A 20,087-nucleotide genomic window follows, 5' to 3' on the forward strand; every position below is an offset into this window, starting at 1 on the left:
GGCTGTTGGCCATGAAGGCGTTACGGCATTCACTGGCGTAGGTACAGCCAACCGCTCATGTGTAGGAGTGGCTGTTAGCCACGAAAGCGTTGCGGCATACACCGGCGTTGGCACAGACAACCGTTCGCCACTTTGGATGGACTGGCGCCCGCAACATTCCTTCTTCTGCCAACAACCAATCCGCTGATGTAAATCGTTGCCAGCGTAAAGAAAACACCGATACAGTGTGCTCTGGTTCACAACAAGGATGTGCTGAATTGACCACTGCCTCTGGCGCTAACGCGCCGCATGTAACCCCCAACCCGCGCTGGTGGTTGATTGAACTGCTCGCCTGGTGGGAAGGTGGTATCAACACCACACATATCACCAGCACCTTTGACATAGGCCGCCAACAGGCCAGCAAAGACATCAACACCTACCTCACCAGCTTTCCGCAACAGCTGTGGTACGACAACCGCAGTAAATGTTATCGCCCTGCACAGACGTTTCAGCCGGTGATCATCAGCGGTGACGTCGACGAATACCTCAACCATATCCATGGCTGGCAGCAGTTACCAACGCATACCAACCTGCCCATGGAAGCCTTGCCTGTCGCCAAACGCACCATACCGGTCGACGTCATCCGGCCAATGGTCAGCGCCCTGCGCCAGCAGCAACGCCTGGAAGTGGAATACCTGAGCGTCAGCAACCCGGAACCTCATGGACGGGTAATTGTTCCCACCTGTTTCGTCAAAACCGGCTTGCGCTGGCATCTGCGTGCCTGGTGCGAAAAAAGCAGCGACTACCGCGACTTTGTACTCAGCCGCTTTCGTGGCAACCCGGAGCTTTCCGGCCCGCCAATAGCGCCACTGCCAGCCGATGAACGCTGGAACACCTTGGTTGAAATTGTTCTCAAGCCCGACCCGCGACTACAGCCACTGCAACAAGAAGTCGTGTGTGTGGACTACAGCATGACCAACGGCGAACTGCGCATTCCAACCCGCGCCGCACTTGCTCATTACCTCCTTCGCGACATGCAGGTGAACTACAAAATGCTCGACGGCAACGCCGCCGCCCAGCAACTGGTGCTGGCCAACCTCAATGAAATCCGGCAGTGGCTGCCGTGAATGTAGTTTGGACGGTGTCGAGATGGGATGAGTTGGATATGTCGCCTGAAGCGACATGTGCAGACATACAGGATTGGCAGGAAGTTTAAGGTCGGCAACAGTAACGGAATATGAGGAGTACGAAATGGACGATTTCAGCCCATCAGAATTAAAAACCATCCTGCATTCAAAGCGGGCCAATCTGTATTACCTGCAGTATTGCCGGGTGTTGGTGAATGGCGGTCGTGTTGAATACGTCACCGAAGCTGGTAAAGAGTCTCTTTACTGGAATATCCCCATCGCCAACACCACGGTGATTCTGCTCGGAACCGGCACTTCGATTACTCAGGCCGCTGTGCGTGAGTTTGCCAAAGCGGGTGTACTGATCGGATTTTGCGGTGGAGGTGGAACACCGTTGTTTGCTGTGAATGAAGTACAAGTCGACGTGGAATGGCTGACCTCCCAAAGTGAATATCGTCCGACTGAGTACCTTCAGCTCTGGTGCCGGTTCTGGTTCGACGATGATTTGCGCCTCGATGCAGCCATTCACTTTCAGACCGAACGGTTGAAAAACCTCAAGGAAATCTGGGGCAAACTCTCGAAAAGCCGCGAGCTGGAGTTTCCGGTATCCCTGTCGCAACTCGACGGCGTTATCCAGTCCTTCGAGCAACGCCTGGCGGACTCCAACAACAGCAACGACGTGTTGAGTACCGAAGCCAGCATGACCAAGGCGCTGTACAAGCTGGTCTGTCAGGCCACCAATTACGGTGACTTTACCCGCGCCAAACAAGGCGGCGGCACCGACCTTGCCAATCGTTATCTCGACCACGGCAACTATCTGGCGTATGGCCTCGCGGCCACTGCCTGTTGGGTGTTGGGGCTGCCGCATGGCCTGGCGGTTCTGCATGGCAAAACTCGCCGGGGCGGCCTGGTATTTGACGTTGCCGACCTGATCAAAGACGCCATCGTTATGCCGATTGCTTTTACCTCGGCAATGGCTGGCCACGACGAAACAGAGTTTCGCCAGCAACTCGTCAGCCAGTTCCAGAAATACGATGTGCTTGACCGCATGATCGACGCCATCAAGGCCGTTGCGGAGCAAACTGGCAAGACAGAGCAAACTGGAAAGCCAGAGCAAGCTGGCAAGCCCGAGCAAGGAAGCAGCAAAGCATGATCGTTACCATCAAATCCCAATGCGGTAAAAAAGCCCTGATCGAAACCCGTCGCGTGCTTGATCAGTTTTTTGAACGGGCAGGTGACCGTACCTGGGAAGGGCCGGTCACTCTGGAAGGGCTGCAAACCGTACGTATGCTGCTGCGCAAAACCGCCCGCAGAAATACCGCCGTTGCCTGCCACCGGGTTCGCGGCACCCAGCAACTGGAGCTGGAATGGATTGTCGGCAACGCCCGCAGATTCAACGCACAGGGCAGGGTGCCGACCAACTCGACGGAGAGGGATGTGTTGAAATCCGATTCTGAAAACCAGTGGCACACCGCCGAAGTCATTGCCTTGCTGGCGGGCATTGCCGGGTTATTTCATGATTTTGGCAAGGCCAATGCGTTGTTTCAGCTCAAGCTGCGTGGACAACGTGGAATGCAGGAGCCTTTGCGTCATGAATGGTTATCGCTGCTGATGTTTGTGGCCTTTGTACGTGGCAAATGTGACCAGCAATGGCTGGCTGCTCTGGCCAGTGTTCAAACCGCTGACGACCAACGGTGTCTGGATCAGCTGGCTGAGTTCCGGAAAAATCGTGAAGCCGCCCTGAAAAATCCGTTTGTTCAGCTGGAAGGCAAACCTTTGGCGCAGACCATTGGCTGGTTGATTCTCAGTCATCATCGTTTGCCGGTATATCCAACTCGTGAAGCCAGCAAAGCCGATGAAATCGAAGACGAAAGCTCAAGAATCCCAAAGCTCGAACTCACTGGAATCACCCTTGACCACCGGGATTGGTTTGCGCCCTGGAACTCCTCCCAATGTCTGCGTAATGACTGGACTGCCGACGAGTGGGAACAGCTGTTTACCTTCGCCAGAGGCACGCCAATCGCCAGTCAGCGCTGGTGTGATAAAGCACGGCAATTGGCCCAGCGGGCGCTGAAATTACCGGCCTTGATTGATGCTGAGCATCATTGGCTGCTGCAGGATCACTTCAGCAGTCATCTGGCACGCTTGTCGCTGATGCTGGCGGATCACAGTTACTCCGCTGCAGACAAACAAACCAAATGGTGGGACGACAGCTACCAGGTGTATGCCAATACCGATAAACGTGATGGCAATGGCAAGCGTCCACTCAAACAGCGGCTGGATGAGCACAACATTGGGGTTGGCCAGAACGCCTTGTTACTGGCGCGCCAGCTCCCTAACTTGCGTTCTAGTTTGCCGGTGCTGGTATCACATAAAACCCTGAAAGCCAGATCCAAAAAACCGGCCTACCGCTGGCAAGACAAAGCATTTGATGTGGCTGTGGGGTTGTCGGTCGCATCGGCCAGACAGGGTTTTTTCGGCGTGAATATGGCATCCACCGGCAAGGGCAAAACCTTTGCCAATGCCCGCATTATGTATGGCCTTGCATCAGAGCAGCAGGGTTGTCGTTTCAGTGTGGCGCTGGGCCTCAGAACCCTGACTCTGCAAACCGGCGATGCATTAAAAGAACGGCTTAAGCTGGATTCGGATGAACTGGCGGTGCTGGTCGGTTCTCAGGCGGTGCAGGAGTTGCATCGTCGCCGTAGCGAGTCGGATAAGCCGACCGACGCGCAGCAAAGTGGCAGTGAATCCTCTTCGGATCTGCTCGATGATACCCAGCACGTCAGCTATGACGGCACCCTCAATGACGGTCCGCTGCGGCGCTGGCTGGGGCAGAGCCCGGATGGCAAACCCTCCAAAGTCCTTCAGCTGCTCAGTGCCCCCGTGCTGGTGTCGACGATCGATCACCTGATGCCCTCAACGGAAGGCGTGCGCGGTGGCAAGCAGATCGCTCCGATGCTGCGCTTGCTGACGTCTGATCTGGTGCTCGATGAGCCCGATGACTTTGACTCAACGGATTTGCCCGCCTTATGCCGTCTGGTGAACTGGGCGGGCATGCTGGGCAGTCGTGTGTTGTTGTCATCCGCCAGTATGCCGCCTGCCATGCTGACGGCCTTGTTCAGTGCCTATCGGGCCGGTTGGGAGCAATTTGACAAAGCCTGTGGCAGCCCTGGGCAAGTCACTCAAATTTGCTGTGCCTGGTTTGATGAGTTTGATTCATCGTCAGCACAGTGTCTGGATCAGCAGGCCTTCAAGACAGCCAACGCCGGTTTTGTTGAACAACGGGTGAAGCATCTGCAAGCGGATTTACAGCCCGGCAAGGCGTTACGTTGTGCCGAGGTGCTGGATGTTGCAACGGCTGCGGATAAAAACGGCATCATCGCGGCTATAGCCGAGAGCTGCTGGCAAGGCATGCAGCGCCTGCATCAGCAGCATGCAGAAACTGACCCGAAAACTGGCAAGCGGGTATCTCTGGGCCTGATTCGTATGGCCAATATCAACCCGCTGACCGCTGTGGCCAAACATCTGATTGAGGGTGACGTTCCGGCGGATGTACGTCTGCATCTTTGTGTGTATCACAGTCAGCATCCCTTGCTGGTGCGATCCCAAATCGAGGCGCGGCTCGACAGTACCCTGAGTCGCCATGAGCCGGAAAAGCTCTGGGAGCAACCGGAAATTCGAACAGCGCTGGATACCTATCCGGAGCAAAACCACCTGTTTGTCGTGCTTGGCTCCCCGGTTACCGAGGTTGGGCGCGATCACGATTATGACTGGGCGATTGCCGAACCCAGCTCCATGCGTTCGCTGATTCAGCTGGCCGGGCGGATTCAGCGCCATCGCAAACAGCCACCTGCAACAGTCAATATGCTGGTGCTGAATTACAACTACCGGGCTCTTAAACAGCTTGTTGATCACCGCTCCGAATCCGGATTGGTGTTTACCCAGCCAGGCTTTGAAGCCAGGGCAGCAGGACAAGCAAACCGGTTATGTCTTGATGCCGATCACCGGGCAATACGCCGTTGTGTGGATCAGCAAGACTTGCAGGCGGTTTCATCCATCCCCCGGATTGTGCAGCCTGCCAGAGCTGAGGACGGCACCAGTCTGGTTCAGATCGAGCACCTGCATCTGATTGCCTCCCTGTTTGAAAACAAGGCCGTTCAGATTGCAGGCAGAACCCCCGCTGATCGCTGGTGGCAGTTATCTCCGTCCCCGGGCTGGCATGCCGAAATGCAGCGGCGGACACCATTCCGCAAATCCAGCGCTGATGATGCATATGTGCTTTTTCAGGAAGACGAAACCGCAGAACCTGAATTTCATCGTATTCGTGAGAGCGACGGGCTACTGCTGCCCAGCCACAGCACGTTCGACTACCCGGAGCTCAATGCCAATAAACGTTGCTCGGCATGGATCGAAACCGATGTAAAACAGCTGATCGCGCAGTTGGCCGAAGACATGGGGCGGGAAGTTTCAGGCATCAGCAAACAGTTTTGCGAGATTCGGCTGCGCAGGCTCAACGACAGCGGGGCTGAAGTGTGGCAATACCATCCGTGGTTAGGGGTCTTCCGCGAAATTCAGTAACAAGCGCTATATCAAACGACATTTCAAACTCCAGGGACCTGAAAGGAGGTGCAATGGAACTGACCGATAAAATCCGCCAATACATCGCTGAGCGATGTGCGGCCAAACTGGAAGCCTTGGAAAAAGAACTCGCCAAGGCTGAAAAAGAACTAAGCGCTGATGCGTTTGCTGTGTTTCGTCTGGACTGGCAGCAGCGCAAGCAGGCTTTGCTGGATTCGTTCAAGCCGGATGCATGGCTGACCGATGCTGCAAGCCGAGCCAAGCAGATCAGCCTTGTCAGTCATGCCATCAAATACACCCACAGTGATGCCAAAGGCACCAGCCTGATGCTGGTGGCTGACAAAATCTCTGCAAGTGGCTATCTGTCATCCTGCAGCCTTGATGCACTCAAGGCGGATGTAGTGGGTAACGCAGCGGCGCTGGACGTGGCCAACCTGTTATTGCTGGAGTCCGATGGCGTTCGTTTGCTGGATATGATCAGCAAGGATGACGTGGCGGCTCTGCAAGCATTCGGCTCCACTGAACAACAGGCCGGTTGGCTACAAGGCTTTAAAGAAGCGCTCAAAGTGCTTGATCCGGCCAGCCATACATTGGCCAAACAGCTGTATTTCCCGGTTCCGGAATCTGAATCCGGTTATCACTTGCTGGCACCGCTGGCGGCATCGTCCCTCAATCACGCGGTTTATCAGCAGATTCAGCACAGCCGCTTCAGTGACGAAGCAAAAGCGGCCCGTGATGCCCGACGCAAGGACCTGTATTGGCACGAGGGTACTTGCGATTACCTGTCGCTGGCGATTCAGACCTTTGGTGGCACCAAACCCCAGAATATTTCCCTGTTGAATAGTCAGCGGCGCGGGCGCAGCTATTTGTTCAATGCCCAGCCTCCAGTCTGGAAAACTCTGGATAAACCGCCCAAAAGTATCGAAGACTTCTGGTTCAAATACCGTCGGCATATTCGTGCTCAGGTACGGGATCTGAAAGGTTTTCTGGAGTGGGCGGATGTACAGCAGCTCAACAACATCCACATTCGGGAAAAACGGGCAGAGATGGTGTCTGCTCTGGTGGATGAGTTTTATCAGTATTCGGCGCGCATCCAGTTGATGTCTCCGGGCTGGAGTGCCGAAGCCTTTGGCGTAAAACCTGAAGCCTGCTGGCTGGACCCCGGCCGTACTGATGATGACTTCTTGTGTGAGCGCGAAGGTAAAGGCTGGTGCAAGCCGCTGGCTTTGACCTTCGGCCGTGTACTCAGTAAGGCGATGGAAACCAAAAAGCTGTCGATGACGGATGCCGAAACAGCGCATTTCAAACAACAGATTCAGCGCGAAGCCTACCGTTTGATGATCGACCTGGAGGAGCTGGTATGAAGCATTTGCTGTTACTGAAAAATATCCGGGTCGAAAACGCCAACGCCATTTCCGGCATTACCTGGGGCTTCCCGGCTCCAACGCATTTTCTCGGCTTTGTGCATGCCTTGTCGCGCAAGTGCCAGGCGCGCTGGGGAGAGCATGCCAGTTTGGGAGGCGTCGGCATTATTTGCCATTCCCATCAGGTGCAAACCCAGCAGCCCAGCGGTTATGAACATGTGTTTGCCCTGAGCCGTAATCCTCTTGTTCAAGATAAAAAAGACACAACGAAATGGATCCCAGCTCCCTTTAACGAAGAAGGCCGCATGCATATGACGGTCAGCTTGCTGGTGGAGTGCGAGTTTAATCCGCTGGATCTCGACCTCGGTGATGGCATGCCTGAGCAGCGGATTCGGGATCTGGAAAACTGGCTGCTCGACAAGCTGGTTACCCAGCGTTTGGCGGGGGGCACCATCACCCATATCGAACGGGTGCGCTACTGGTCGGTGGATGCCGATACCGACGATGGCGCCCGGTTTTTCCGTCGTCAGATGCTGCGGCTGATTCCCGGCTTTGTGCTGCTGGATCGTTCCTCACTCCTGACTGAGCATCATCAGGCCCGCCAGGAGCAAAGCCCGGACACCTCATTGCTCGACAGCTGGCTCGACTTTGTGGCGCTCTGTTATCAGCCAGAGCCTGTCGGACTGGAGGAGGGAGAGCAACCGGTCCCAGGAGAAACCAAAGCCGAATGGCAACGTAAAGCCAAACCAGCATCCGGTTATCTGGTGCCCTTGTCGGTCGGTTATCAGGCCATTTCCGACCTGTACGAACCGGGAGCCGTGGCGCGAGCAAGAGACAACAGCGTGCCGTTCCGCTTTGTTGAAAGTGCCTACAGCATTGGCGAGTGGTGCAGCCCGCACCGATTGCAAGCCCCCGAGCAACTGTTATGGCGCTACCGCTACAGCGGTGATGCCTACTTGTGTGAAATCCCCGACCCGGCGCTGGCCGTTACGGAAACCAACGCATCTGACGAAATTGATATTCCAGATAGCGACTTCAACTCATTAGACGAATTGTATTAATCAAGGAGAGACCTCATGGCAGCTAACAAATTGAAAACCGCCTCCGTACTGGCCTTTGAACGTAAACACGCCAACTCGGATGCCGTCATGTTCGCAGGACGCTGGGATAACAAGCAGCAGCAAGAAGGCTGGAGCCCGATCAATATTCTGGAAAAATCCGTGCGGGGCACGATTTCCAACCGTCTGAAAACCGCCATTGCCAATGACCCGCTCAAGCTCGATGCCGAGATCCAGAAGCCTAACTTGCAGACCGTCGACATTGCTGCGCTGCCGCAAGACTGCGACACCCTCAAGGTCAGCTTTACCCTGCGTGTTCTGGGCGATCTGGCGACACCATCGGCTTGTAACGATGCGGAATACCAGCAAGCTCTGGCGGATGTTATTAACGGCTATATCGAGCGTGAACAGTTCAGCGAGCTTGCGGCTCGTTACGCTGAAAACCTCGCCAATGGCCGTTTCCTGTGGCGTAACCGGGTCGGTGCAGAACAAATCGAGATTCAGGTGTCCCAACTGGCAGGCAACAAGGTTGCCAATAGCTGGACCTTTGATGCCCACAGCTTCGATCTGCGCAAATTTGGTACTCAACCAGCAGCCATCAAACCACTGGCGGATTTGATTCAGACCGGTCTGAGTGGCAAAAGCTTTGTGTTGCTGCGCGTAGAAGCCTTTGTGCGTCTGGGGGCAGGGCAGGAGATCTTCCCATCCCAGGAGCTGGTGCTGGATGGCTCAGGTAACAGCAAAAAGAGCAAGTTCCTGTATCAGGTCGATGGTCAGGCGGCCATGCACTCCCAGAAAATCGGTAATGCCATCCGCACCATCGACACCTGGTATCCGGAAGCAAGTACCTATGGCCCGATTGCCATCGAACCCTACGGCTCTGTCACCAGCCGAGGCTCTGCTTACCGTCAGCCGAAAGACAAGACAGACTTCTATAACCTGCTCGATAAGTGGGTATTGAAAGATGAGGCTCCAGAATTGGGTAACCAGCATTATGTGATGGGGATTCTGATTCGTGGTGGCGTCTTCGGCGAAGCGGGTTGAGGAGAGTGTATGGATTATTACCTCGACATAACCCTCTTACCCGACCCTGAGTTTGAAGAACAGGTGCTGCTGAATGCCCTGTTCTCCAAGTTCCATCGAGGAATGAGCCAGACCGTACCCGGCCAGGTTGGCGTCAGCTTTCCGGATTTCGGTAAACGGCTGGGTGCTCGTCTGCGCTTGCATGGCAGCGCCGCAGCGCTCGATAAACTGATGGCCGCTGGCTGGATGAAAGGGCTGGGGGATTACACCCAAATCTCTGGCATTCAGGCTGTACCGGCAGTCTGCCAGTATCGAACCGTGCGACGGGTTCAGGCCAAAAGCGTCTGGAACAAGCGCAGGCGTTCCATCGCCAAAGGCTGGCTGACCGAGGAAGAGGCTGAAACCCGCATCCCCGACAGTCAGCAAAAAGACCTGAAACATCTGCCTTTTTTACAGATTAAAAGTCTGTCGAATGGCAACAGCATGCGCGTGTATATCGAACATGGTGAGATTGTCACGGCTCTGGTGGATGGCACCTTTAACAGCTACGGACTAAGCACTACCGCCACCATCCCGTGGTTCTGACCCTTTTTTGAGGGCAATTGCCAAGTCCTTGATTTTAAAGGGCTTGGTAAACTGCCTGAAAAATAGGGTTTTGGAGTTAAAAGCAGGGAAGCTCTTTAACAAACAGGAAGTTAGGTGTAACTTGCTGCAGTTCACTGCCGCACAGGCAGCTCAGAAATACATCCGATTTCGGAGCAATGCACGTCAGATGTTCACTGCCGCACAGGCAGCTCAGAAATGATCCTGACTGAGCTTGAGCTCCTTGGTGGCGTTCACTGCCGCACAGGCAGCTCAGAAATGGAGGTTGATTAGTGACAGATCAAATTGAACGTTCACTGCCGCACAGGCAGCTCAGAAAAGCAGAGCAAACCACAACAACCGGAGCAAGCCGTTCACTGCCGCACAGGCAGCTCAGAAATGTTCGGCCATGTTGCGCAGTTCGCCGGTACCCGTTCACTGCCGCACAGGCAGCTCAGAAAAAACAACGATCAACAGAATCGTGAAAGGCCAGGTTCACTGCCGCACAGGCAGCTCAGAAATGCACAACCAGCAGATCCAGCGTGCAGCGGTAGTTCACTGCCGCACAGGCAGCTCAGAAAGCCCGCACCCGTGGCACTCAAACACCAGGCAGGTTCACTGCCGCACAGGCAGCTCAGAAAATCATCTACCGCGCAGCCACCTGCAACATGGGGTTCACTGCCGCACAGGCAGCTCAGAAACAAGTGCTCACCAATCACCTGCACCTGAGTAGGTTCACTGCCGCACAGGCAGCTCAGAAAGCTGTGCCCAGGGGCCAGCTCTGGCAACCCCCGTTCACTGCCGCACAGGCAGCTCAGAAACTGACGGCTGCTATGTTGCTGAAAGACACCACGTTCACTGCCGCACAGGCAGCTCAGAAAAGTGCAGTGCGCGGGTGGTTTCTGATTCAAAAGTTCACTGCCGCACAGGCAGCTCAGAAAATTGCAGTGCCATCAAACCGCAGATAGTCAGTGTTCACTGCCGCACAGGCAGCTCAGAAAAATGCCGAAGCCGACCGCATGGCCGCTGAACTGTTCACTGCCGCACAGGCAGCTCAGAAAATAACCGCTAGCCGGAGACGCCACATAATTCAAGTTCACTGCCGCACAGGCAGCTCAGAAAGCCAGATCAAACACCAGCGGCTGCAGCGGCGAGTTCACTGCCGCACAGGCAGCTCAGAAAAGCAGGTGCCAACAAACAACACTGACTCGCAGGTTCACTGCCGCACAGGCAGCTCAGAAAGTGATCGAAGAAGCCCAGGACAGACTTAAAGAGTTCACTGCCGCACAGGCAGCTCAGAAAAAACGCCTGCCGCCGTGTCAGCAAAACTGGCCGTTCACTGCCGCACAGGCAGCTCAGAAAAACAAGCCTTTTGTAGGCTTCTACACCACCAAGTTCACTGCCGCACAGGCAGCTCAGAAAGGTGACTGTCCGGTTATCACAATTGATCTGTCGTTCACTGCCGCACAGGCAGCTCAGAAAAAAAACCAAAAGGTTTCCTGGCCTACACCCTGTTCACTGCCGCACAGGCAGCTCAGAAAACAAACGGCAGAGCGTTAGCTGTGTCTACAGAGTTCACTGCCGCACAGGCAGCTCAGAAAAAACGATGATGCAAACCGAGATAGCCGACGCCGTTCACTGCCGCACAGGCAGCTCAGAAAATGGACTACGCAAGCAAACTGGAGGATGAAGCGTTCACTGCCGCACAGGCAGCTCAGAAAACTAACATAACCATCAGTGCAGTAAAGCAACAGTTCACTGCCGCACAGGCAGCTCAGAAACCGACTGATCCAACGACTCCGACTGATCCAACGTTCACTGCCGCACAGGCAGCTCAGAAAAAGGTGCTGTGGGAGCAGCATCATGGCCACAAGTTCACTGCCGCACAGGCAGCTCAGAAACGTGAAACGGACACAGAGCCGAGTATTCATTTTGTTCACTGCCGCACAGGCAGCTCAGAAATGTGCAATGTCTACAACATCAACGACTATCAAGTTCACTGCCGCACAGGCAGCTCAGAAAAGTTCGCTGCGCCGATCGCAAGTTCGTCATCTGTTCACTGCCGCACAGGCAGCTCAGAAAAAGGCGCGGCACGACCAAGGCTGGCGAAAGGCGTTCACTGCCGCACAGGCAGCTCAGAAATTCTGAGTAACTGCCGGTAACGGCCACTTTCCGTTCACTGCCGCACAGGCAGCTCAGAAATCCCAGTTCTTCAAGACCCTGAATTCCTTATCGTTCACTGCCGCACAGGCAGCTCAGAAATTGATCCGATCGAACTGATCACGAGTCATTGGGTTCACTGCCGCACAGGCAGCTCAGAAAGTGGTGAAAGCCGGAGCGCATCGATTCCAGCTGTTCACTGCCGCACAGGCAGCTCAGAAAAGCATCTGACGCAGTGGGCCAGTGCCGGTGATGTTCACTGCCGCACAGGCAGCTCAGAAATGCGCAGCGCGCGGCATCATCCGCCGTTCAGCGTTCACTGCCGCACAGGCAGCTCAGAAAACAATCTCAAACAGCCTGGCCTTTTTCTCGGAGTTCACTGCCGCACAGGCAGCTCAGAAAACTGCAGTAGGCAGCGTAATGGCACACGTTTAGTTCACTGCCGCACAGGCAGCTCAGAAAACTGGCGCTGATGCGCAAGCAGCGCCAGCTGGGTTCACTGCCGCACAGGCAGCTCAGAAAATCATTACAAACAACTGGCTGACACGATGTCCGTTCACTGCCGCACAGGCAGCTCAGAAACTGTAGGAAAACCGGACTGGTGCCATACGCGAGTTCACTGCCGCACAGGCAGCTCAGAAAAACAGGACAATTGTTTGCATGCGCACTCGCAGGTTCACTGCCGCACAGGCAGCTCAGAAAAGACTCGGAGCCATCACCGCACGGAGTTTCAGGTTCACTGCCGCACAGGCAGCTCAGAAAAGAAGTTGTGCCAGTGGCTGGCGGATAATCACGTTCACTGCCGCACAGGCAGCTCAGAAAGATGGCTGCGCCATCAATCGCAGCTTTCGCAAGTTCACTGCCGCACAGGCAGCTCAGAAATTCTGAGTAACTGCCGGTAACAGCGACCTTCCGTTCACTGCCGCACAGGCAGCTCAGAAATGCCGCGCACCAGACGTACCATCCGCCTGCTCGTTCACTGCCGCACAGGCAGCTCAGAAAGCTGTTGTCGCGGTAGCAGGCAAAGTAAAACCGTTCACTGCCGCACAGGCAGCTCAGAAAGCAACGCGCGCGCGATTGATGTTGCTGTAGTCGTTCACTGCCGCACAGGCAGCTCAGAAATACCGACTGGATGTTTTACCCTTAAACTACAGGTTCACTGCCGCACAGGCAGCTCAGAAATGCCAGACTCGTGGAAAGTCTGGTATATGCTCGTTCACTGCCGCACAGGCAGCTCAGAAATTCAACCATGGCCTGCACCTGGTCGTAGCTGTGTTCACTGCCGCACAGGCAGCTCAGAAATGGTGTCGCAGCCAGCGGTACCGCGGCGCATGGTTCACTGCCGCACAGGCAGCTCAGAAATCAGCGAAAACGGGGCCCTGCAGGTCCAGACCGTTCACTGCCGCACAGGCAGCTCAGAAAAGACGATCACCGGCCGTACCGTCACGCACAATGTTCACTGCCGCACAGGCAGCTCAGAAATTCTTGTGAGCGACATCTGCTGCCCGTTGCTCGTTCACTGCCGCACAGGCAGCTCAGAAAGTAGGCCGACGCTCCCTGAACTGGACCAGCTGGTTCACTGCCGCACAGGCAGCTCAGAAAGTATGAACAGTGGAAGGATCTGTAATGGAACTGTTCACTGCCGCACAGGCAGCTCAGAAAAGTATCGGACAAGCTGTTCACCTTTGTGGACGGTTCACTGCCGCACAGGCAGCTCAGAAACGATTTGGCAGAAGCTTCGCGATGATGTGCGGGTTCACTGCCGCACAGGCAGCTCAGAAAACTGGTTGCATATACCAGCGACTGGAACGACGGTTCACTGCCGCACAGGCAGCTCAGAAAATTGCCATCGTCGATTACAGAGTTAACAACGGGTTCACTGCCGCACAGGCAGCTCAGAAAATGAATGATGACGCATTCAGAAGCCCGTGCTGGTTCACTGCCGCACAGGCAGCTCAGAAAGATACAACCGGCCTGCAAGCTGCGCTCGACGGGTTCACTGCCGCACAGGCAGCTCAGAAAATCCAAACACGTCTTCCTCAGCACCCTGAAAGTTCACTGCCGCACAGGCAGCTTTGCAATCCTCAGCCATTACCCTGCGACATCGGGCTTCTGTCATTCCTCCGCACCTCATCCCCAAGCCCCATTCTCCGTTGCCATTTCTTCCGATACTGTGCCGTTGCTACGCCTTTGTTTTCTGGCTTGCGGGTATGCTTGTTACCCGGTCGGGAATTCTTCGGGCCGTTGTTTTACCCATACACTCAGGAGTTTTTACCGTGGCTGGAGCCAGTCTTCTTACTTTGCTGGATGATATTGCGACTTTGCTGGATGACGTGGCGGCGATGACCAAGGTGGCGGCGCATAAAACCACCGGGGTGTTGGCGGATGATCTGGCGCTGAATGCGCAGCAGGTGGCGGGTGTGCGTGCCGAGCGTGAGTTGCCGGTGGTGTGGGCGGTGGGTCTTGGTTCGCTGCGCAACAAGGCGATTCTGGTGCCGGCGGCGTTGTTGATCAGTGCGGTGATGCCGTGGCTGATTACGCCGTTGCTGATGCTGGGTGGTGCGTTTTTGTGTTACGAGGGTGCGGAAAAGCTCTGGCATCTGTTTGCGCACTGGAAGTTCGGTGCGGCGGAGGCTGATCACAGTCATATCCAGGCGTTGGCTGATCCGGCGGTCGATCTGGTGGCGTTTGAGCGTGAGAAGATCAAGGGGGCGATCCGTACGGATTTTATTCTGTCGGCCGAGATTATTGTGATTACGCTGGGTACGGTGGCGGATGCCGGGTTCTGGTCGCAGCTGATTGTGCTGGCCGGTGTGTCGGTGCTGATGACGGTGGGTGTGTACGGTATTGTGGCGGCCATTGTGAAGATGGACGACGTGGGGCTGTATCTGAGCCGTAAGCCGTCGGCCGGTTTGCAGGCAGTGGGTGGTGTATTGCTGGTAGCAGCTCCCAAGCTGATGAAGCTGTTGTCGGTGGTGGGTACGGCGGCGATGTTTATGGTGGGTGGGGCGATTCTGGTACACGGTGTGCCGGTGTTGCATCATCTGATTGGTGATTCTGCGGATGCGGCGGCGGGTGTGTCGTATCTGCCGGTGTTGTCGATGGTGGTGGGCGAGCTGGTGACGGTGTTGCTGAATGCGTTCAGTGGGCTGTTGGCGGGGGCGTTGCTGGTGGCCGCTCATATGGGTTTTGAGCGGGTGCGTGGTTCCCACGAGTAATGTGTTGTGACCGGTTGGCGTTATTGGCGGCGGTGTAGCTGTTGGTTGCCAATAATGCTGCTGAACAGGCTGGTGTGAATGCCAGCCCAATAAAAAAGGGCCTGAATGTTCAGGCCCTTTTTATTTGCGTTTACACGCTCGCACGCTTAAACGTTTTCACGGTTGGCAGCGGCGGCGAGGCGATTATTTGTGTTCGCACTCGTCTTCGGATACCAGGCCAGCCATTTCGTACAGTTTTTCCATGTCGAGGATGATGACTTCCTTGCCCTGGGTGTCGATCAGCTCGTTTTTCTGGAAACGGGTGAATACGCGGCTGATGGTTTCTACCGCCAGGCCCAGGTAGTTGGAAATATCCACGCGGGACATTGGCAGGCGGAAGTGGCTGGAGCTGAAGCCACGACGCTGGTAACGGTTGGAGATGTCAATCAGGAAGGAGGCTACGCGCTCTTCGGCGTTTTTCTTGCTGAGCAACAGCATCATGTTCTGGTCGTGACGGATTTCAGTGCCCATGGTGCGCATCAGCTGTTTGCGCAGGTCTGGCAGTTCGTCGGTCAGGCTTTCCAGCTGGTGAATCGGGATTTCACAAACGGTGGTGGTTTCCAGTGCTTTGGCGGTGAGCGGATAGTTGCCGGCATCGTAGCCAGCCAGGCCGATCAGTTCGCTGGCGAGGTGGAAGCCAGTGATCTGTTCTTCACCGTTGGAGGCCAGGGTATAGGTTTTCAGGGCACCGGTGCGCACTGCAAATACGGACTGGAACTCGTCGCCTTGCTGGAACAGCAGCTGTCCTTTCTGGATCGGACGGCCGCGGCGAATGATGTCATCCAGACGTTCCATGTCGCTGTCGCTGAGCGACAGTGGCAGACACAAGGCGTTGAGTGAACAGGTCTGGCAGTGGGGTTGGTTGCCGCGCAGTGGCGGATGAGCAACTGGAGTCGTTTTCATGGTGTTCACCGTGTCTGTCCGGCTTTGTCAGAATGCCTGACAAGGCCGGTTTCCTTAAAAGATTCCGTATGGTCTTCCGTCACTGGTTGCCTGTCAAGGCAGCCATAAGGCGATAAGTGTCCAGATGCCGTAACTGATAAGCAGCAAGCCAGCCACGTTACGGGTTGCTGTTCCGTTCAACCATTGCGAGAGGCTGGTGGAGGCCAGTTGCGCGGCGAACAGGGCAGGCAGGGTGCCGAGGCCAAAGGCCATCATGGTGAGTGCGCCTTGTACGGGTTGGCCGTTGGCGGCTACCCAGCTGAGGGTGCTGTAAATAAGTCCGCAGGGCAGGAATCCCCATAACAGGCCAAGGCGAAAACGTGCGCCTGCGCTGTGGTTGCCCATCAGGGTTACGGTGGCGGGTTGCAGGCGTTTCCAGAGTATTTGGCCAATCTGTTCAATACGTGTTAACCAGGTGGCCCAGCGGGCGATGTAGAGGCCCATGAGTACCAGTAGTACACCGGCGAGAGTGCGCAGGCCAAACATCAATGACTGGTGCAGGTCTTGTAACCACAGGCCGAGGCTGGCCACGGCAAGACCGGCGAGGCTGTAGCTGGTGATGCGGCCGAGGTTGAACAGGATCAGGCCGCTCAGCGGTGCTTGTTGGGTGCGGCTGCCAAGGGCGGCGGCAATGCCGCCACACATGACCAGGCAGTGGCTGGAGCCAAATAGCCCTAGGAACAGGGCGGTGATCAGGGATAGGGGTTCAGTCATTGGAATTCTGTTGTGCGATGGTTCGATGACCGGGCTGGGGTGTCAGGCTCAGCCCTGGTTCTTTGGACTATTTTGGTTTTTTTGGGGAAATACTGGTGTCGGCATCAGATGACTTTTGGCCGTTGTCGTCTTCATCAAACAGGATGCGGTGAGCGGGGGAATCCATGTCATCGAATTGTCCGCTACGAACTGCCCAGAAGAACACCACAATGGCGATGCCTAGAAGCACCAGCGAAAACGGCACGAGGGTGTAGAGCAAATCCATAAATCAGTTCTCCGCGGTTGAAATGGCCTTCATGCGCAGCAGGCGCATGGCGTTGGCAACCACCAGTACGGAACTCAGGGACATGCCAATAGCAGCTTGCCAGGGTTCGACCAGTCCGGATGCCGCAGCGGGCAGGGCAAGAATGTTGTAACCAATCGCCCAGGCGTGGTTTTGGGTGATGATGCGTCGGGTTTTGTGGCCGGTATCAATACTTTGCAGCAGCACTTCCAGCTGGCCGTTGGTCAGCAGGGTGTCGGCGTTGGTTTTGGCGAGGTCTGATGCTTCGTTGACCGCCAATGACAAATCGGCACCGGCCAGTACTGGTACGTCGTTGATGCCGTCGCCGACCATCATGACTTTTTCACCGGCTTGCTGCCAGGCGGTAACCGCTGCCAGTTTGTCGGATGGTGTCATGCCGGTACGCAGGTCGGTAATGCCCAGTTGGCTCGCAACCAGTGCGCCAGAATCGCTGGGGTCGCCAGTCAACAGGGATACAGAAATTCCACGTTGTTGCAGACCTTTTACGACAGTGGCTGCACTTCGGCGCAGTGTGTCGTTCAGCAGGAACCATCCGAGTGGCTGATCATCACGGGTCAGCAGCAGCCATTGGCCGGAACCGGAGGGGGCGTTGACGGGGTGGCTGCAGGCGAAGTCGGCGCGGCCCAGGCGCAGTTGTTGGCCTTGCCAGATGCCTTGTACGCCTTGGCCGGAAATCTGTTCCGGTTGTTCTATCACAACACCTTCAAAGCTGCTGAAGGCTTTGGCGATCGGGTGCGTGCTGTACTTTTCAAGGCCAGCGGCCAGTGCCAGCAGGGTATTGCGGTCCACATCGGTAATTTCGACTACCTGATCAAGGGTCAGGCGGCCCTGCGTCAGGGTGCCGGTCTTGTCGAAGACGACGCGGTTAATTTGCGGCAGTGTTTCCAGTACATGGCTTTTGCTGATCAGCAGGCCGCGTTCGCGCATGGCGGCAGTGGCGGCCGTAAGGGCTGTTGGAGTAGCCAGTGCCAGTGCACATGGGCAGGTGATCACCAGCACCGACAGGGCAACAAAGAAGGCGTGTTCAACGCCGCTTGGCATCCATAACAGGAAAACCAGCAGGGAAATGACAAGAACGGCCATTACGAAATAACTGGCCACCCGGTCGGCAATCAGGGCTGCGCGCGGTTTTGCCTGTTGGGCGCGGTCGAGCAGGCGCATGATGGTGCTCAGCTGGGCGTCGGCTCCGGTGGCGGTTACTTGCATCAGTAATGGGCTTTCGACGTTAACCGTTCCGCCGATGACTGAGGCGCCTGGGCCTTTTGTCACAGGCATGTATTCTCCGGTGAGGGCGGCTTCGTCAACGGAGCTGTTACCTTCGAGGACGACGCCGTCGGCAGCGATGGCCTGACCCGGTTTGACTCGCAGGATGTCTCCTACGTTGATGTCGGTGGAGGCAATCAGGATGTCTTCGCCGTTTTCGACTCGAATCGCGAGGTTGGGCAATAGGGTTAGCAGGTTGTTACCGGCACGGCTCATCCGGTGGCGGGCGCGCATTTCGAAGTAGCGGCCAACCAGCAGGAAGAAAATAAACATGCAGATTTCGCTGAAATACACATCCTTGCCGTTGTTGAATGTGCTCCAGATACTGGCTCCAAATGACAGACTGATGGCAAGTGTAACTGGTACATCCATAGTCAGGTGGCGGGCTTGAATGTCACGGTAGGCGGCGCGAAAGAAGGGCGCGCCACTGTATAAAATCACTGGCAGTGCGAGCACCATTTCAGCCATACGCAGGAAAAATTCCTGCAGTACTGTCATGTTGGAGTAGGTCGGGATGGCCATCATCATGATTTGCATCATGCCAAAACCGGCCAGTGCCATACGACGAATAGCGGTTTTGTTTTCTTTCTGGCGGCTTTCTTCCTGAGAGCTTGCCGAAAACGGTGTGGCTTTGTAGCCAAGGCGCAGCAGGGTTTCGATCAGACTGGAAACCTTGATGTCGTTGTATTTCCAACGCAGGAACAGGCGGTGGTTCGAGAGGTTGAGGGTGGCTTTTTCTACACCGGGCAATTGTGTCATACGGTGTTCGATCAGCCAGCTGCAAGCGGCACAGCTGATACCGTCAATCACAAAGGTAGCTTCGGCGCCGTAGTCCGATGAGTTCGGGGCTGTGCTGTCAAAACCCCGGGATTCTGAAGGTTTGTCAAACGCGACGAACTGTTTCTGCAAGGCGTCGCTGTCGTAAAACAGCAGAGTTTCGCGAGCTTCCAGCGTGCTGTTGTCAAAATCGGCGGGGGATACATCCGGCAGCTCGGTACGGTGTCGGTAGTAGTCCTTGAGGCCACTGGCAACAATGGTTTCAGCTACTGCCTTGCAGCCAGGGCAGCACATGGTCTGCTCTTCGCCGTTGATCAGAGCTGTCCAGCGCTGGCCGTCTTTGACGGCTTCACCACAGTGGAAACAGTTGGAGGTCGCGTTGATGGTCATTGTGCAGACAGCTGAATAACCTGATCAGGCTGGATAGTGTCGGTCAGACGTACGCGCCAGCCTTGCTCCGGGCTTTGCAGCCAGATGTGGCGACGGGATGGCAGTTCGATTTCTGGCATGCCAACGTAGGTGCCATCTTCGGTACGCTGCAGGAGAACCGTTACGTCACGGTCTTGCAGGGTCGGATGAATCAGTTGCAGTGTCAGTACATCCGGGTATTGGTCAAAATAACCGGACAGTTGCAGGCGGGCTTCGTCATTGGTTAATACCAGTTGGGCTTTTACCTGCAGGCGTTTTGCTTTTGCGTCGATTTCGACGTTTTCAGTGTAGCTGACACCATCCTTGTAATAACTGTCACTGACCAGTGAGTCCTTACTCTTGACCGCGAGGGTCAGCATCACACCTCCCCAGAACACGGCGATCAGCGGAATGCCGGCGACCAGCAGCATGATGGGTTCTTTGTACCAGGGACGATGAGTTGGCTCTTGAGGGGTCATGCGATTCTTGTTTCCTTGGTTGGACGCGAGATGCGTTTGGAAGCGGAGCCGTACTGCCATCGGAAGCTGAAA

General features: G+C 55.7%; 13 protein-coding genes and 1 CRISPR repeat array. Of the genes, 8 read left to right on the forward strand and 5 right to left on the reverse strand.

The genetic code is table 11. From position 1 onward, the window contains the following. The first annotated feature begins 257 nt into the window (after window positions 1–257). The 8 genes from OUO13_RS04825 to OUO13_RS04860 all read left to right on the forward strand — a co-directional run bounded on the left by OUO13_RS04825 (window position 258) and on the right by OUO13_RS04860 (window position 15,089). The gene (locus tag OUO13_RS04825) at window positions 258–1,106 is read left to right on the forward strand and encodes a BrxR family helix-turn-helix transcriptional regulator (RefSeq protein WP_283172723.1); all 849 of its coding nucleotides are present in this window, start codon (window positions 258–260) and stop codon (window positions 1,104–1,106) included. 124 nt (window positions 1,107–1,230) lie between these two features. Next, on the forward strand, window positions 1,231–2,259 hold the full coding sequence (gene cas1f / locus OUO13_RS04830; RefSeq protein ID WP_283172724.1) for a type I-F CRISPR-associated endonuclease Cas1f: 1,029 nt from the start codon (window positions 1,231–1,233) through the stop codon (window positions 2,257–2,259). Further along, window positions 2,256–5,684 (forward strand): type I-F CRISPR-associated helicase Cas3f, encoded by a 3,429-nt coding sequence (gene cas3f / locus OUO13_RS04835; protein WP_283172725.1) that lies wholly within the window; start codon window positions 2,256–2,258, stop codon window positions 5,682–5,684. Before cas1f ends, cas3f begins: the two co-directional genes overlap by 4 nt. A gap of 53 nt (window positions 5,685–5,737) precedes the next feature. After that, the gene (csy1, locus tag OUO13_RS04840; RefSeq protein ID WP_283172726.1) at window positions 5,738–7,048 is read left to right on the forward strand and encodes a type I-F CRISPR-associated protein Csy1; all 1,311 of its coding nucleotides are present in this window, start codon (window positions 5,738–5,740) and stop codon (window positions 7,046–7,048) included. Further along, window positions 7,045–8,109 (forward strand): type I-F CRISPR-associated protein Csy2, encoded by a 1,065-nt coding sequence (gene csy2 / locus OUO13_RS04845; RefSeq protein ID WP_283172727.1) that lies wholly within the window; start codon window positions 7,045–7,047, stop codon window positions 8,107–8,109. Before csy1 ends, csy2 begins: the two co-directional genes overlap by 4 nt. A gap of 15 nt (window positions 8,110–8,124) precedes the next feature. After that, a complete protein-coding gene (gene csy3, locus OUO13_RS04850) occupies window positions 8,125–9,150 on the forward strand; it encodes a type I-F CRISPR-associated protein Csy3 (protein ID WP_283172728.1) in 1,026 nt (341 codons plus the stop codon). Window positions 9,151–9,159: 9 nt separating this feature from the next. Further along, on the forward strand, window positions 9,160–9,714 hold the full coding sequence (gene cas6f, locus OUO13_RS04855; RefSeq protein WP_283172729.1) for a type I-F CRISPR-associated endoribonuclease Cas6/Csy4: 555 nt from the start codon (window positions 9,160–9,162) through the stop codon (window positions 9,712–9,714). Window positions 9,715–9,843: 129 nt separating this feature from the next. Next, a CRISPR array of direct repeats spans window positions 9,844–13,952; the repeat unit is 28 nt; unit sequence GTTCACTGCCGCACAGGCAGCTCAGAAA. Between the two features lie 195 nt (window positions 13,953–14,147). Further along, window positions 14,148–15,089 (forward strand): DUF808 domain-containing protein, encoded by a 942-nt coding sequence (locus tag OUO13_RS04860; RefSeq protein ID WP_283172730.1) that lies wholly within the window; start codon window positions 14,148–14,150, stop codon window positions 15,087–15,089. 183 nt (window positions 15,090–15,272) lie between these two features. Here OUO13_RS04860 and fnr read toward each other — a convergent pair whose 3' ends face one another. The 5 genes from fnr to OUO13_RS04885 all read right to left on the reverse strand — a co-directional run bounded on the left by fnr (window position 15,273) and on the right by OUO13_RS04885 (window position 20,015). Then, window positions 15,273–16,031, reverse strand: a complete 759-nt coding sequence (fnr, locus tag OUO13_RS04865) for a fumarate/nitrate reduction transcriptional regulator Fnr (RefSeq protein WP_283172731.1) — start codon at window positions 16,029–16,031, stop codon at window positions 15,273–15,275. A gap of 93 nt (window positions 16,032–16,124) precedes the next feature. Beyond that, window positions 16,125–16,784 carry a sulfite exporter TauE/SafE family protein gene (locus OUO13_RS04870; protein ID WP_283172732.1) on the reverse strand — a complete coding sequence of 220 codons (660 nt, stop codon included), beginning with the start codon at window positions 16,782–16,784 and terminating at the stop codon, window positions 16,125–16,127. Window positions 16,785–16,851: 67 nt separating this feature from the next. After that, a complete protein-coding gene (gene ccoS, locus OUO13_RS04875) occupies window positions 16,852–17,049 on the reverse strand; it encodes a cbb3-type cytochrome oxidase assembly protein CcoS (RefSeq protein WP_283172733.1) in 198 nt (65 codons plus the stop codon). A 3-nt stretch (window positions 17,050–17,052) separates the two neighbouring features. Beyond that, on the reverse strand, window positions 17,053–19,518 hold the full coding sequence (locus OUO13_RS04880) for a heavy metal translocating P-type ATPase (RefSeq protein ID WP_283172734.1): 2,466 nt from the start codon (window positions 19,516–19,518) through the stop codon (window positions 17,053–17,055). Then, complete coding sequence (locus OUO13_RS04885) at window positions 19,515–20,015, reverse strand: FixH family protein (RefSeq protein ID WP_283172735.1); 501 nt, start codon at window positions 20,013–20,015, stop codon at window positions 19,515–19,517. Before OUO13_RS04885 ends, OUO13_RS04880 begins: the two co-directional genes overlap by 4 nt. Window positions 20,016–20,087 lie beyond the last annotated feature (72 nt).

This window comes from Parathalassolituus penaei (assembly GCF_026626885.1).
Lineage (GTDB): Bacteria > Pseudomonadota > Gammaproteobacteria > Pseudomonadales > Oceanobacteraceae > Oceanobacter > Oceanobacter penaei.